Source organism: Stenotrophomonas hibiscicola ATCC 19867, assembly GCF_000382065.1.
GTDB lineage: Bacteria > Pseudomonadota > Gammaproteobacteria > Xanthomonadales > Xanthomonadaceae > Stenotrophomonas > Stenotrophomonas hibiscicola.
Genome location: NZ_KB907499.1, coordinates 382904 through 397619, shown reverse-complemented (window position 1 = coordinate 397619; position 14716 = coordinate 382904). Strand labels below are relative to the sequence as shown.

Below are 14716 nucleotides of genomic sequence, written 5' to 3'. Positions count from 1 at the left end.
TCCACAGCCTTGGAGCCATGTATGACCGTCGGTAGCGATCCTGTTGTCCGCAGCACTGCCCGTCCGGGTCGCGTCATCAGCGACTGGACGCCGGAGGACCCCGGCTATTGGGAGCGCACCGGCAAGCGGGTTGCCACCCGCAACCTGGTCATTTCGATCCCCTCGCTGCTGCTGGCCTTCTCGGTCTGGGTGCTGTTCTCGGCGGTGTCGATCAGCCTGCCGAAGATCGGCTTCAACTTCAGTACCGACCAGCTGTTCTGGCTGGTGGCGCTGCCCAGCCTGTCCGGCGCAACCCTGCGCATCTTCTATTCGTTCGTGATCCCGATCTTCGGCGGCCGCCGCTGGACCGCGCTGTCCACCGCGTCGCTGCTGGCGCCGACGCTCTGGCTCGGCTTTGCGGTGCAGGACCCGGCCACGCCGTACTGGGTGTTCGTGGCCATCGCGATCCTGTGTGGCTTCGGCGGCGCGAACTTCTCGTCGTCGATGTCCAACATCTCCTTCTTCTACCCCAAGCAGAAGCAGGGCCTGGCGCTGGGCCTGAACGCCGGCCTGGGCAATGTGGGCGTGTCGGTGGCGCAGGCGGTGATCCCGCTGGTCATCACCGTAGGCGTGTTCGGTGCGCTGGGTGGTGCACCGCAGCCCGCGGTGGAGGGTGGGGCACCGCTGTTCCTGCAGAACGCCGGCTTCATCTGGGTGCCGGCCATCGCGCTGTACGCCATCGCGGCCTGGTTCGGCATGAACGACCTGACCAGCGCCCGCTCGTCGTTCTCCGAGCAGGCGGTGATCTTCCGCCGCAAGCACAACTGGCTGATGTGCTGGTTGTACATCGGCACCTTCGGTTCCTACATCGGTTTCTCGGCCGGCTTCCCGATGCTGGTGAAGAGCCAGTTCCCGGACGTGAACCCGCTGGCCTACGCCTTCATCGGCCCGCTGCTGGGCGCGCTGATGCGTTCGGTGGGCGGCAGCATGGCCGACCGCTGGGGTGGCGCCCGCCTGACCTTCTGGGTGTTCGCGCTGATGATCGCGGCGGTGTTCGGCGTGCTGCACTTCCTGCCCAGCCATGGCCAGGGCGGCAACTTCCATGGCTTCCTGCTCAGCTTCATGGCGCTGTTCGTGCTCAGTGGCATCGGCAACGGCACCACCTTCCGCATGATCCCGGTGATCTTCCGCACCCTGCATGAGCGCTGGTCGGCCAACGACAACGCCGAGGGCAAGGCCACGGCCGCACACCAGGCCAGCATCGAGTCGGCCGCGGTGGTCGGTTTCTCCGGTGCGATCGGTGCCTACGGCGGTTTCTTCATTCCCAAGAGCTACGGCTCGTCCATTACGTTGACCGGCAGCCCCGACATGGCGCTGTACGGATTCGTTGTTTTCTATGTCACCTGCCTGGCCGTGACCTGGTGGTGGTACTACCGGCGCGGTGCCGAGACACCCTGCTGACGACATGAAAACGCACCGCAGCCAGATGACACACACAGCCACGATGCCGATGTCCGCAAAGGGAGATCCCCGATGAGTTATTTCCTCGATCGCTTGCAGTTCTTCAAGCGTGACCCCCAGACCTTTGCCGATGGCCATGGTTTTGCCAAGAGCGAGGGCCGCGACTGGGAAAACAGTTACCGCGCCCGCTGGCAGTACGACAAGATCGTACGTTCCACACACGGCGTGAACTGCACCGGCTCCTGCAGCTGGAAGATCTACGTCAAGAACGGCCTGGTCACCTGGGAAACCCAGCAGACCGATTACCCGCGCACGCGCCCGGACCTGCCCAACCATGAACCACGTGGCTGCCCGCGTGGCGCCAGCTATTCCTGGTACCTGTACAGCGCCAACCGGCTGAAGTACCCGCTGATCCGCGGCACGCTGCTGCGCCTGTGGCGCGAAGCCCGCAAGAGCAAGGCCCCGGTCGATGCCTGGGCCAGCATCGTGGAGGACAAGGAGAAGGCGCGCTCGTACAAGACCCGCCGCGGCATGGGTGGCTTTGTGCGCCTGCAGTGGGAAGAGGCCAACGAGATCATCGCCGCCTCCAACCTGTACACGGTGAAGCAGTACGGCCCGGACCGCGTGGTCGGGTTCTCGCCGATTCCGGCGATGTCGATGGTGTCCTACGCTGCCGGTGCGCGATACCTGTCGCTGCTGGGTGGCGCCTGCCTGTCCTTCTACGACTGGTACTGCGACCTGCCGCCGGCCTCGCCGCAGATCTGGGGCGAGCAGACCGACGTGCCCGAGTCGGCCGACTGGTACAACAGCCGCTACATCATCGCCTGGGGTTCGAACGTGCCGCAGACGCGTACGCCCGATGCGCACTTCTTCACCGAGGCGCGCTACAACGGCACCAAGACGGTGGCGATCTGCCCGGACTATTCCGAGCTGGCCAAGCTGACCGACCACTGGCTGCACCCCAAGCAGGGCACCGACGCGGCGCTGGCCTTTGCCTTCGGCCATGTGATCCTGCGCGAGTTCCATGTCGATTCGCCCTCGCAGTATTTCCAGGACTACTGCCGCCAGTACTCGGACATGCCGATGCTGGTGCGCCTTGAGCGCCGCGACGATGGCCGCCTGGTGGCGGGCCGCTTCCTGCGTGCCAGTGAGCTGGGCGGGCTGGGTGAAGCCAACAACCCGGACTGGAAGACCCTGGCCTACGACGAGAACAGTGGCCAGATCGTGGTGCCCAATGGCTCCATCGGTTTCCGCTGGGGTGAAAAGGGCCGCTGGAACATCGAAGAGAAGGCCAGCAATGGCGCCGACACACGCCTGCGCCTGAGCTTGTCCGACGCCAACGACGGCATCGAGGCGGTGAGCTTCCCGTACTTCGGTGGCATTGAAAGCGACGGCTGGACTGCCGCGCCGGCCGAAGACGTACTGGACCGCAACATTCCGGTGCGCCGGCTGGTCACGGTCGACGGCGGCGAGACGCTGGTGGCCACGGTCTACGACCTGCTGCTGGCCCAGTACGGCGTGGACCGTGGCTTTGGCGGCGGCAATGTGGCATCGAGCTTCGATGACATGGTGCCGGGCACGCCGGCGTGGCAGGAGCGCATCACCGGCGTGTCGCGCGCCGAGGTGATCGAGATCGCCCGCGAGTTCGCGCGTACCGCCGACAAGACCCATGGCCGTTCGATGATCATCGTCGGCGCGGGCATGAACCACTGGTTCCACAACGACATGAACTACCGCGGCCTGATCAACATGCTGATCATGTGCGGTTGCGTGGGCCAGACCGGTGGCGGCTGGGCGCATTACGTGGGCCAGGAAAAGCTGCGCCCGCAGACCGGCTGGCAGCCGCTCGCGTTCGGGCTGGACTGGAGCAAGCCGCCGCGCCACATGAACGGCACCTCGTTCTTCTACTTCAACACCGGGCAGTGGCGCTACGAGAAGCTGCAGGTGGACGAGCTGCTGTCGCCGCTGGCCGATGCCAGCAAGTACGGCGGCAGCCTGGCTGACCTGAACCTGCGCGCGGTGCGCATGGGCTGGCTGCCGAGCACCCCGCAGCTCGACCGCAACCCGCTGCAGCTGGTACGCGAGGCCGAAGCGGCCGGCGTGGCCCCGGCGGACTACGCGCTGGGCAAGTTCAAGGACGGCTCGCTGGACTTCGCCTTCGCCGACCCGGACGCCAGCCAGAACCACCCGCGCATGATGTTCATCTGGCGCTCGAACCTGCTCGGTTCCTCGGGCAAGGGCCATGAGTACATGCTGCGGCACCTGCTGGGTACGCGCCACGGGCTGCAGGGCAAGGACCTGGGCGAAATGGGCGCAGTGAAGCCGCAGGAGGTGAAGTGGCGCGACGAGGCGCCGGAAGGCAAGCTGGACCTGCTGGTCACGCTCGACTTCCGAATGTGCACCACCGCGCTGTACTCGGACATCGTGCTGCCGACCGCGACCTGGTACGAGAAGGACGATCTCAATACCTCGGACATGCACCCCTTCATCCACCCGCTGTCCAAGGCGGTGGACCCTGCGTGGGAATCGCGCAGTGACTGGGACATCTTCAAGGAGGTGGCCCGCACCGTGAGCGAGATGGCGCCGGGCGTGCTGGGCGTGGAGAAGGACCTGGTGCTGGTGCCGACCCTGCACGACACCCCCAACGAGCTGGGCATGCCGTTCGGCGTGGCCGACTGGAAGAAGGGCGAGTGCGAGGCCATTCCGGGCCAGACCATGCCGTCGATGACGGTGGTGGAGCGTGACTACCCGAACCTGTACCGCAAGTTCACCTCGCTCGGCCCGCTGCTGGACAAGCAGGGCAACGGCGGCAAGGGCATGAGCTGGGATACCAGGCACGAGGTCGAGTTCCTCGGCAAGTTGAACCACACCGTGCACGAAGAAGGCGTAAGCCAGGGCCGCCCGGCCATCTCGACCGCGATCGACGCGGCCGAAGTGATCCTGCACCTGGCGCCGGAAACCAACGGCCATGTGGCAGTGAAGGCGTGGGAATCGCTGGGCACCTTCACCGGGCGCGAGCACACCCACCTGGCCGTGGGCAAGGAGCACGAGGCGATCCGCTTCCGTGACATCCAGGCACAGCCGCGCAAGATCATTTCCTCTCCGATCTGGTCGGGCCTGGAAGACGACAACGTCAGCTACAACGCCGGCTACACCAACGTGCACGAGCTGATTCCGTGGCGCACGGTGACCGGTCGCCAGCAGTTCTACCAGGACCACGAGTGGATGATCGACTTCGGCGAGGCCTTCATGAGCTACCGGCCGCCGGTCAACACGCGCACGGTGGAGCCGCTGCTGAACCAGCGCCCGAACGGCAACAAGGAGATCGTGCTGAACTGGATCACCCCGCACCAGAAGTGGGGCATCCACAGCACCTACAGCGACAACCTGATCATGCAGACACTGTCGCGTGGCGGCCCGATCGTGTGGATCAGCGAGGACGACGCGCGCAGTGCCGGCATCGTCGACAACGACTGGATCGAGCTGTTCAACGTCAACGGTGCGATCGCCGCCCGTGCGGTGGTCAGCCAGCGCGTGATGCCGGGCATGGCGATGATGTACCACGCCCAGGAACGCATCATCAACGTGCCGGGCTCGGAGATTTCCGGCACCCGTGGTGGTATCCACAACTCGGTGACCCGCATCGTGCTCAAGCCGACCCACATGATCGGTGGCTACGCGCAGCTGGCCTATGGCTTCAACTACTACGGCACCTGCGGTACCAACCGCGATGAGTTCGTGATCGTGCGCAAGATGGACAAGGTGGATTGGCTAGATGGCGAGGCCGTACCGGCCGCCGCCAAGGAGGTGGTGTGATGAAGGTCCGTGCACAGATCGCGATGGTGCTGAACCTGGACAAGTGCATCGGCTGCCACACCTGCTCGATCACCTGCAAGAACGTCTGGACCTCGCGCGAGGGTGTCGAGTACGCCTGGTTCAACAACGTTGAAACCAAGCCGGGCATCGGCTATCCGAAGGAATGGGAGAACCAGGAGAAGTGGAACGGCGGCTGGGTGCGTACCGGCAGCGGCAAGCTGGTGCCACGCGCTGGCGGTCGCTGGCGGATGCTGGCCAAGATCTTCGCCAACCCGGACCTGCCGCAGATCGACGATTACTACGAGCCGTTCGACTTCGACTACCAGAACCTGCACACCGCCAAGGACAGCCAGCACCAGCCGACCGCGCGGCCGCGTTCGCTGATCAGTGGCGAGCGCATGCAGAAGATCGAGTGGGGCCCCAACTGGGAGGAGATCCTCGGTTCGGAGTTCAGCAAGCGCTCGCGCGACTACAACTTCGACCAGGTGCAGAAGGAGATCTACGGCGCCTTCGAGAAGACCTTCATGATGTACCTGCCGCGTCTGTGCGAGCACTGCCTGAACCCGGCGTGCGTGTCGGCGTGCCCATCAGGCGCGATCTACAAGCGCGAGGAAGACGGCATCGTGCTGATCGACCAGGACAAGTGCCGTGGCTGGCGCATGTGCGTGTCGGCCTGCCCGTACAAGAAGATCTACTACAACTGGAAGAGCGGCAAGTCGGAGAAGTGCATCTTCTGCTATCCGCGCATCGAGATGGGTGAGCCGACCGTGTGCTCGGAAACCTGCGTGGGCCGCATCCGCTACCTGGGCGTGATGCTGTACGACGCCGATCGCATCGCCGAGGCCGCCTCGGTGCCGGCCGAGAAGGACCTGTACCAGGCCCACCTGGACATCTTCCTGGACCCGAACGATCCGGCGGTGATCGCCGCCGCGCGCAAGGAGGGCATCCCGGACAGCTGGCTGGAGTCGGCCAAGCAGTCGCCGGTGTACAAGCTGGCGATCGACTGGAAGCTGGCGCTGCCGCTGCACCCGGAATACCGCACGCTGCCGATGGTCTGGTACGTGCCGCCGCTGTCGCCGATCCAGTCCGCCGCCGAGCGTGGCCGCGTGGGCATGAGCGGCGAGCTGCCGGACGTGGCGTCGCTGCGCATTCCGATGCGCTACCTGGCCAACCTGCTGACGGCCGGTGACGAGGCGCCGGTGGTACGCGCGCTGGAGCGGCTGATGGCGATGCGTGCCTGGCGCCGGGCCAAGAACGTGGACGGCGTGGAAGATACCGCCGTGCTGGAACAGACCGGGCTGAGCATCGCCCAGGTGGAAGAGATGTACCGCTACTTGGCCATCGCCAACTACGAGGACCGTTTCGTGATTCCGACCGGCCACCGCGAGTACGCCAACGACGCCTTCGGCGAGCGCGGCGGCTGCGGCTTCACCTTCGGCAACGGCTGCAATGGTGACAGCCCGGCCGACCTGTTCGGCCAGCGCAAGACCACCACCTTCGTGGTGGACAAGGGCCCGAACCACCGCCGCAAGGAGGTGGTGTGATGAGCGTGCTCAAGCTGGTCGGGGTGCTGCTGGACTACCCCCGTGAAGAACTGTGGCAGCACGGCGAGGAACTGCTCGCCGCCTGCGACGCCCCGGCGTTGAATGCCGCCCGCCGCCAGCAGCTGCGCAGCTTCGTGCAGCAGCTGCTGGCCACCGATGCGCTGGATGCGCAGGCGGCGTGGCTGGCCAGTTTCGATCGCGGCCGCTCGATGAGCCTGCTGCTGTTCGAACACATCCATGGCGAGTCGCGCGACCGCGGCCAGGCCATGGTCGACCTGGTCGAAACCTACCGCCGCAACGGCTTCGAACTGGATGCGCGGGAGCTGCCGGACTACCTGCCATTGCTGTTGGAGTTCCTGGCCCATCGCCCCGGCAGCGAGGCCCGCGAGTGGCTGCACCACATCGGCCATATCGCCGGGATGCTGGCGGCGCGTGCCGCCGAGCGTGAGCTGCCGCACCGGGTGCTGTTCGAGATCCTGGTCGAAGCCGGTGACGGCAAGGCCGATCTGCAGGCGCTGCGCCAGCGTGCCAGCGAGGAAGTCCGCGACGATACCGCCGAGGCCATGGATCGCTTGTGGGAGGAGGAGGCGGTGCGCTTCGGCGCCGAAGCCCCCGCCGAAGACTGCAAGCCGCCCGTGCGTTCGCCGGCCCGTCCTTCGCATCGAGAGGTCCAGCCATGAGTTACTCCCTGCATCAATTCGCCTTCCAGTACTACCCGTACATCGCCGTGGCGGTGCTGCTGATCGGCAGCTGGGCCCGCTATGACAAGGCCATGTACACCTGGCGAACCGGCTCCAGCCAGATGCTGTCGGACAAGGGCATGCGGATCGGCAGCAACTGCTTCCACATCGGCATCCTGGCCATCCTCGGTGGCCATCTGGTCGGCCTGCTGACCCCGCACGCGGTGTACGAGCACTTCATCACCTCCTCGCAGAAGCAGATGCTGGCGATGGTGGTTGGTGGTGTGTTCGGCGCACTGTGCTTCATCGGCATCAGCATCCTGCTGGTACGCCGCCTGTTCAACGCGCGCGTGCGGGCCACCGGCAGCTTCGGTGACACCCTGGTACTGGTGCTGCTGTTCGCGCAGCTGTGCCTGGGCCTGTACAGCATCCGCATCTCGTCCGGGCACCTGGACGGCGGGGTGATGGTGCAGCTGGCCGAGTGGGCGCAGCACATCGTGACCTTCCGTGCCGGTGCTGCTGATTACATCGAAGGCGTCAGCTGGGTGTACAAGATGCATATCTTCCTGGGCCTGACCCTGTTCCTGATCGCGCCGTTCACCCGCCTGGTGCACGTGTGGAGCATTCCGATCAGCTACCTGTGGAGGCCCTACCAGGTGGTGCGCCGCCGCCAGGCCACGCTGCGCTACGGTCCGCGGGAGTAAGCCATGGGCAGCCTGCCGAAATTCCTGCCGATCACCGTGATCGACTCCGCTGCGCCGGTTCCCGCCGAGGCGCATTCGCACCACCATGACGCGGCAGCGCAGGGGCCGCGCTCGCTCGGGCAGCCGGCACCGTGCCGGCTGTTCGTGGACGAGACCGCGATCAGCGAGGCTGACATCGCCCGCGAGATGCAGCACCACCGGGCGATGCGCCCGGAGCAGTCACGTGCTGAAGCGGCACGTGCACTGGTGGTGCGTGAGCTGCTGCGCCTGGAAGCGCAGCGGCTTGGGCTGCAGGCGCCGGAGGGCAACCGGGTAAGCGACGAGGAAGTGCTGATCCAGCAACTGCTGGAAGATGCGATCGAAGACCGCGTGCCGACCGATGAAGACTGCCGGCGCTACTTCGAGCAGAACCCGGAGCGCTTCCGCTCCCCCGACCGCGTGCGCCTGCGCCATATCCTGCTGGCTGCGCCGGCCGATGATGTGGCCGGGCGCTTTGCCGCACGCACCGAGGGCGAGCGACTGGTCGGGCTGCTGAAGGAGTCGCCGCACCTGTTCGCCGATTTCGCCCTGCGCCATTCGCGATGCCCATCCAGCAGCGAGGGCGGCGACCTGGGCTGGTTGCAGCGTGGGCAGACCACGCCGGAGTTCGACCGCCAGGTGTTCCGCCTGCGCGAGGGCCTGGCCGGTTTCCCGGTGGAATCGCGCTGGGGCTACCACGTGGTCTGCGTCGATGCCCGCGAGCAAGGCCACCCGCAGCCGTTCGAAACGGTGCTGCCGCAGCTGCGTGACTACCTGGAGCTACAGGTACGGCAACGCGAGGTGCAGGCCTACCTGCTGCAGCTGCAGGAGCGCTACCCGGTGCGCGGGCTGGATGAGATCGAAGCCGAAGCGGATATCGGCTGAACCCCCTTGAACGAGGAAAATTCATGAACCAGGCCCTTGCCCCCGCCAGTGCCGGGCAGCAGCAACGTGCGCTGTGGCTGAGCACGTTCGCCTTCACCGTGTGCTTCGCGGTGTGGATGATCTTTTCGATCATCGGTATCCAGATCAGTCAACAGCTCGGATTGAATGACACCCAGTTCGGCCTGTTGATCGCCACGCCGGTGCTGACCGGCTCGGTCAGCCGCGTCTTCCTCGGCATCTGGTCCGACCAGTTCGGTGGCCGCAAGGTGATGGTGCTGGTGATGCTGTGTGGCGCAGTGGCCACCTGGATGCTGACCTACGCACAGACCTACACCCAGTTCCTGATTGCCGCGCTGTGCGTGGGCATCGCCGGCGGTAACTTCTCGGTGGGCGTGGCCTACGTCTCGAAGTGGTTCCCGGCCAGCAAGCAGGGCACCGCACTGGGCATCTTCGGTGCCGGCAACATTGGCTCGGCGGTGACCAAGCTGCTGGCGCCGCTGGTGATGGTGGCGGCCGGCTGGACCATGGTCGCCAAGGTCTGGGCCGTTGCGCTGGCAGTTACCGCGGTGCTGTTCTTCCTCTTCAGCAAGGAAGACCCGTCGCTGGAGCAGCGCCGCCGCGAGGGCGTGAAGCCGGTCCCGTTCGCCGAGCAGATGGCGCCGCTGAAGAACCTGCAGGTCTGGCGGTTCTCGCTGTACTACTTCTTCGTGTTCGGCGGCTTCGTGGCGCTGGCGCTGTGGCTGCCGCACTACCTGGTGGGCGCCTATGGCATGGACGTGGGCCACGCCGGCATGTTGGCGGCGTGCTATTCGATCCCGGCCAGCCTGTTCCGCGTGGTCGGTGGCTGGATGTCGGACCGGATGGGCGCGCGCCGGGTGATGTACTGGACCTTCGGCGTGTCGGCCATCTGCACCTTCCTGCTGGCCTACCCGGATACCGAGTATGTGGTGAAGGGCATCCATGGCCCGATCCACTTCCATCTGGCCATCGGGGTGGTGATGTTCACCGTGCTGGTGTTCGTGCTGGGCTTCTTCATGTCGTTGGGCAAGGCCGCGGTCTACAAGCATATTCCGGTGTACTACCCCAGGCACGTGGGTGCGGTGGGCGGCGTGGTCGGCATGATCGGTGGCCTGGGTGGCTTCATCCTGCCGATCGTGTTTGGCGCGCTGAATGACGCGGTGGGCATCTGGAGCAGCTGCTTCATGCTGCTGTTCGTGCTGGTGGCGGCTGCACTGGCGTGGATGCACTTTGCGATCCGTCGCATGGAACGCCGCCACTTCCCGCAGATCGACCGCGAAACCGATCTGCCCGAAGCCATCGATGCGGCCGCCGCCGAGCGGGTGCGCGGCGGGTGAAGGTGTTTGCCGGCCAGCGGCCGGCACTACCAAATGGTGGGTGAAGTGGTAGTGCCGGCCGCTGGCCGGCAGCAACCATCAGATGCGCCGCGCTTGATTTCAATCAGGGCCACGCGAAGAGGAACGCCCGAAGATGTCTGCCATGAGCTTCCACGTTGACGAGAGCGAGGACACTGCGCTGCAGGCGGCATTGCTGCGGCAGCCCCGGCACGTGCTGTTTCCGCCGGCTGACCAGTTCAGCACCGGCTTTGGCGAAAGCGGGTGGCGCGCCGCCGTGCGCGCCAGCAACGAGCACCTGATCCCGCGTGGCTTGACGCTCGGCTTCCAGGCCGGCCGTGGCGGACGCGATGCGCCACCGCAGGCGTATCTGGATACCCTGCTGCTGGCGCTGCGGCTGCAGGCCGACGCGCTGGCCGAGGACCGTGAAGTGGTGGCGATGGTGCTGCAGCTGGGGCTGGCCGAGACGTTGCCGCCGCCGCAGCTGGGCCAGCTGCTGGATGCGGTGCCGCAGCACCTGCGCACCGTGGCGCGGCCCCAGGTGGAGGTGCGGCTGGACGCAGGCAGCGCGCTGGCGCCGGCGCAGCTGCGTGCGGTGGGCTGCACCCGCTTGAACGTGATCGATCGTGCCGATGCACCGGGGCCGACCCTGCTGGCACAGGCGCGACAGGTGGGCTTCACCGCGCGCTACTACCAGTTGCGGGTACCCGGCAGCGAGGACGCCGGCTTCATTGAACGGCTGCACGAGGTGCTGGCCGAGGCGCCGGAGCGCATCCTGCTGCCGGCGCCGTGTGCGCTGCCGGAACATCCCTCGGCCGTCCATTGGCTGCAGGCCTGGCGCCTGCTGCGCGCTGCGGGTTACGAACCGATTGGTGGCGATCACTATCAGCGCGGCGATCTGCCGAACCCGCACGGTCCGGGCGATGGCCAGCGCCATTGCGATCTTGCCGGTGTGCCACGCCGCGACCGCAGCGATTTCATCGGCCTTGGGCTGTCCGCCTGCAGCCAGATCGGCGAGGTGTTCTACCGGCTGGAGGACGAACTGGGCGAATGGCGTGCGCGGCTGCAGGCCGGGCACATGGGCGTGTCTGCCGGGTTGATCCTGTCCGAGGACGAGCGGTTGGTGGCCGAAGTGGCGCAGAGCATCGCCTGTGACCATGCCCTCGATGCGGCTGCCTTCGAGTGGCGCAACGATGAACCGTTCGAGGAATGTTTTGCCGACCAGCTGCCCGCGTTGTCGCCGTTGCTGGCACGCGGCTGGGCGCAGTGGGATGCGCGCGTACTGCGCCTGGCCGAAGAAGGGCGCCTGCTGTGGCGTATGATGGCCGCATGCTTCCGGCCGGCGGCCGCCATCGCTTGAGTCTTGCACCGATGTCTTCAATTCCGCCTTCGCAGGGCCGTCTCGGCCGGGCCACACCCAACCCCGCCGCCGCCGATGATGGCGACGCACTGCACTTCTGCAGCACCTGTGCGTTCTCCGACGCATGCATGTCGCAGGGTTACGACAAGACAGCACTGGGCGATCTGCACGTGCTGGTGGACCATGTCGGTCCGTTCCATGCGGGTGACTACATTTTCCGCGCTGGCGAATCGTTCGATTCGATTGCTGCGGTGCGCGCTGGCATGGTCAAGACCTTCGTCGATGACAGCCAGGGCAACGAGCAGGTGCTGGGCTTCAGCCTGCCGGGTGAAGTGATCGGCCTCAACGCGATCCACGGTTCACGCTTTCCCTGCAATGCGGTGGCGCTGGACACCGTGCACCTGTGCCGCATCTCGTTCCCCAAGCTCAGCCTGTTGGCCACCCGCATGCCGGGGCTACAGGCCAAGCTGTTCAGCCTGCTCAGCGCGGAGATCGGCAAGGTCGCGACCCTGGCCGCCAACCACCGTACCGAAGAACGCATGGCTGCGTTCCTGCTGGACATGTCCGAGCGCTACGCGCGGCGCGGCTTTTCCGCCACGCGCTTCAACCTGACGATGGCGCGTACCGAGATCGCCAATTACCTGCGGATGGCGCCGGAAACCGCCAGCCGCGTGCTGCGCCGCCTGAGCGATGATGGGATCATCGCGGTGAAGCAGCGCGAGATCCTGTTGCTGCAGCCCGAGCGCCTGGCAGCGCTGGCGGTGGCCGACGAATCCGATCCGAACTGAACCTGGCCGGGAGCCGACGATGAAGCGAGCTGGACTGTTGTTGCTGGGCCTGCTGGCCACGGTACCGGCCTGGACGGCTGAGCTGACGGTGTCGGCGGCGTCGAGCCTGACCGAGAGCTTCCGTGAACTGGGCGCGGCCTACGAAAAGGCGCACCCGGGAACCAAGGTGGATTTCAACTTCGCTGCCTCCGGCGTGCTGCTGCAGCAGATCAGCCGCGGCGCACCGGTGGATGTGTTCGCGTCGGCCGATGAAACCACGATGGGCCAGGCCGAACAGCAGGATCTGCTGGCGGCCGGCACCCGCGAGGTGTTCGCGGTCAATGCGCTGTGGGTGGTGGTGCCGCCGCAGGCCAAGGCTGCGCCGCATACCTTGAAGGACCTGGCCGGTGCCGGTGTGCAGCGCATCGCACTGGGCAACCCGGACAGCGTGCCGGTCGGCCGCTATGCCAAGGGTGCACTGGAAGTGGCGGGCCTGTGGCCGTCGGTGCAGGGCAAGGCCATCACCACGCAGAACGTGCGCCAGTCGTTGGACTACGTGGCACGCGGTGAAGTGGATGCCGGCTTCGTCTATGCCACCGATGCGCAGGCGATGCCCAACCGCGTGCGCCGTGCCTTCGCGGTGCCGGTGGCAGGGCGCATTGCCTATCCGCTGGCCGTGATCAAGGCCAGCCCACAGCAGGCGGAAGCCAGGCGCTTCACCGCCTTCTTGCGTTCGGCACAGGGCCAGGCGATCCTGGCCAAACACGGGTTCGGCAAGCCCTGAGGCATGGATCTGGACTGGAGCGCATTGGGGTTGTCGCTGAAGGTGGCTGGCTGGGCCACCGCGATCAACCTGGTGCTGGGCGTAGCACTGGGCGCGCTGCTGGCGCGTCGGCGTTTTCCAGGCCGTGAGCTGCTGGATTCGTTGCTGACCTTGCCGATGGTGCTGCCGCCGACGGTGCTGGGGTACTACCTGCTGGTACTGATCGGTCGCAACGGCCCAGTCGGCGCATGGCTGCAATCGTGGTTCGGCATCAACCTGGTGTTCACCTGGCAGGCCGCGGTGATCGCGGCGGCGGTGGCCTCGTTGCCGCTGGTGTTCAAGCCGGCGCGCGCGGCGTTCGAGGAAGTGGACGGGCAGTTGGAACAAGCCGCACGCACGCTCGGTGTGTCCGAAGCCGCGGTGTTCTTCCGCATCACGCTGCCGCTGGCTTGGCGTGGCATTCTTGCCGGTCTGTTGCTGGCGTTTGCACGCGCGATGGGCGAGTTCGGCGCGACGCTGATGGTGGCGGGCAGCATTCCCGGCCGGACGCAGACGCTGTCGATTGCCATCTACGAGGCGGTGCAGGCCGGTCAGGATGGCAAGGCCAATGCGCTGGTGATCCTGACCTCGGTGGTCTGCATCGTGATCCTGTTGCTGGCTGCGCGGCTGGTGGGCGGACGTCGCCGGGAGCTGCGTGATGTGGCTTGACCTGCAGGTGCAGCGCCGCCTGCGGGCGGCCGGCCAGGATTTCGTGTTGGACGTATCGCTGCAGTGCACGCAGCGCCAGGTGGTGCTGTTCGGACCCTCGGGTGCCGGCAAGAGCCTGACGCTGAAGGCGGTGGCCGGGCTGCTGCGGCCCGGGCAGGGACATGTGCGCGTGCAGGGGCAGACCTTGTTCGATGCGGCCAACGGCGTGGATCTGCCGCCGCAGCGCCGCCGGCTGGGCTACGTGTTCCAGGATTACGCGTTGTTCCCGCACCTGAGCGTGCGCCAGAACGTGGCGTTCGGGCTGGAGCGCGGGTGGTTGAATCCGCGCGCGCGCCAGCGCTTCGATGCGGTGGAGCAGTGGCTGCACGCATTCCGCATCGACACGGTGGGCGATCTGCTGCCCTCGCAGGTCTCCGGTGGCCAGCGCCAGCGCACTGCATTGGCGCGCGCCCTGGTGACGCAGCCGCAGGCGCTGCTGCTGGATGAGCCGTTCTCCGCACTGGACCACGACCTGCGCCAGCACCTGCGCCAGGAGCTGGAAACCGTGTTGGACCGGACCGGCATCCCGTTGTTGCTGATCAGCCACGACCCGCAGGACGTGGCCATGTTCGGCCAGCAGGTGGCGCGCGTGGTCGACGGCCGCATCGTCGGCGATTGACCTGCACCTGTAGAGCCGAGC

12 protein-coding genes are annotated in these 14716 nt (G+C 66.4%); all 12 read left to right on the top strand.

Going from position 1 to position 14716, the window contains the following annotated elements; translation table 11 throughout:
* Nucleotides 1–21: 21 nt before the first annotated feature.
* The 12 genes from G370_RS0106655 (at nt 22) to G370_RS0106600 (ending at nt 14695) form a co-directional block, all read left to right on the top strand.
* Nucleotides 22–1440: a NarK family nitrate/nitrite MFS transporter gene (locus G370_RS0106655; protein ID WP_019659888.1), complete on the top strand. Its 1419-nt coding sequence runs from the start codon at nt 22–24 to the stop codon at nt 1438–1440.
* A 72-nt stretch (nt 1441–1512) separates the two neighbouring features.
* On the top strand, nt 1513–5256 hold the full coding sequence (locus G370_RS0106650) for a nitrate reductase subunit alpha (protein ID WP_019337809.1): 3744 nt from the start codon (nt 1513–1515) through the stop codon (nt 5254–5256).
* Complete coding sequence (narH, locus tag G370_RS0106645) at nt 5256–6800, top strand: nitrate reductase subunit beta (protein ID WP_019659887.1); 1545 nt, start codon at nt 5256–5258, stop codon at nt 6798–6800. Before G370_RS0106650 ends, narH begins: the two co-directional genes overlap by 1 nt.
* Entirely contained in the window at nt 6800–7480 is a 681-nt protein-coding gene (narJ, locus tag G370_RS0106640; RefSeq protein WP_010485312.1) for a nitrate reductase molybdenum cofactor assembly chaperone, read from the top strand. Before narH ends, narJ begins: the two co-directional genes overlap by 1 nt.
* Nucleotides 7477–8184, top strand: a complete 708-nt coding sequence (gene narI / locus G370_RS0106635; RefSeq protein ID WP_010485313.1) for a respiratory nitrate reductase subunit gamma — start codon at nt 7477–7479, stop codon at nt 8182–8184. The genes narJ and narI overlap by 4 nt, the downstream gene beginning before the upstream one ends.
* A gap of 3 nt (nt 8185–8187) precedes the next feature.
* On the top strand, nt 8188–9087 hold the full coding sequence (locus tag G370_RS0106630; protein ID WP_010485314.1) for a peptidylprolyl isomerase: 900 nt from the start codon (nt 8188–8190) through the stop codon (nt 9085–9087).
* Nucleotides 9088–9110: 23 nt separating this feature from the next.
* Nucleotides 9111–10442 carry an MFS transporter gene (locus G370_RS0106625; protein ID WP_010485315.1) on the top strand — a complete coding sequence of 444 codons (1332 nt, stop codon included), beginning with the start codon at nt 9111–9113 and terminating at the stop codon, nt 10440–10442.
* 142 nt (nt 10443–10584) lie between these two features.
* Nucleotides 10585–11799, top strand: coding sequence for an oxygen-independent coproporphyrinogen III oxidase (locus tag G370_RS0106620; RefSeq protein WP_019337806.1), 1215 nt, complete (start codon nt 10585–10587; stop codon nt 11797–11799).
* An 11-nt stretch (nt 11800–11810) separates the two neighbouring features.
* On the top strand, nt 11811–12587 hold the full coding sequence (locus G370_RS0106615; RefSeq protein WP_010485317.1) for a helix-turn-helix domain-containing protein: 777 nt from the start codon (nt 11811–11813) through the stop codon (nt 12585–12587).
* 19 nt (nt 12588–12606) lie between these two features.
* Nucleotides 12607–13350, top strand: a complete 744-nt coding sequence (gene modA / locus G370_RS0106610; RefSeq protein WP_019659886.1) for a molybdate ABC transporter substrate-binding protein — start codon at nt 12607–12609, stop codon at nt 13348–13350.
* Between the two features lie 3 nt (nt 13351–13353).
* Nucleotides 13354–14037, top strand: coding sequence for a molybdate ABC transporter permease subunit (modB, locus tag G370_RS0106605; protein ID WP_019659885.1), 684 nt, complete (start codon nt 13354–13356; stop codon nt 14035–14037).
* On the top strand, nt 14027–14695 hold the full coding sequence (locus G370_RS0106600; RefSeq protein ID WP_019659884.1) for an ATP-binding cassette domain-containing protein: 669 nt from the start codon (nt 14027–14029) through the stop codon (nt 14693–14695). The genes modB and G370_RS0106600 overlap by 11 nt, the downstream gene beginning before the upstream one ends.
* Nucleotides 14696–14716: the final 21 nt, after the last annotated feature.

Bases quoted from the DNA above. Each gene is read 5' to 3' on its own strand.
- G370_RS0106655 (WP_019659888.1), top strand. From the start codon at position 22: ATGACCGTCGGTAGCGATCCTGTTGTCCGCAGCACTGCCCGTCCGGGT.
- G370_RS0106650 (WP_019337809.1), top strand. From the start codon at position 1,513: ATGAGTTATTTCCTCGATCGCTTGCAGTTCTTCAAGCGTGACCCCCAG.
- narH (WP_019659887.1), top strand. From the start codon at position 5,256: ATGAAGGTCCGTGCACAGATCGCGATGGTGCTGAACCTGGACAAGTGC.
- narJ (WP_010485312.1), top strand. From the start codon at position 6,800: ATGAGCGTGCTCAAGCTGGTCGGGGTGCTGCTGGACTACCCCCGTGAA.
- narI (WP_010485313.1), top strand. From the start codon at position 7,477: ATGAGTTACTCCCTGCATCAATTCGCCTTCCAGTACTACCCGTACATC.
- G370_RS0106630 (WP_010485314.1), top strand. From the start codon at position 8,188: ATGGGCAGCCTGCCGAAATTCCTGCCGATCACCGTGATCGACTCCGCT.
- G370_RS0106625 (WP_010485315.1), top strand. From the start codon at position 9,111: ATGAACCAGGCCCTTGCCCCCGCCAGTGCCGGGCAGCAGCAACGTGCG.
- G370_RS0106620 (WP_019337806.1), top strand. From the start codon at position 10,585: ATGAGCTTCCACGTTGACGAGAGCGAGGACACTGCGCTGCAGGCGGCA.
- G370_RS0106615 (WP_010485317.1), top strand. From the start codon at position 11,811: ATGTCTTCAATTCCGCCTTCGCAGGGCCGTCTCGGCCGGGCCACACCC.
- modA (WP_019659886.1), top strand. From the start codon at position 12,607: ATGAAGCGAGCTGGACTGTTGTTGCTGGGCCTGCTGGCCACGGTACCG.
- modB (WP_019659885.1), top strand. From the start codon at position 13,354: ATGGATCTGGACTGGAGCGCATTGGGGTTGTCGCTGAAGGTGGCTGGC.
- G370_RS0106600 (WP_019659884.1), top strand. From the start codon at position 14,027: ATGTGGCTTGACCTGCAGGTGCAGCGCCGCCTGCGGGCGGCCGGCCAG.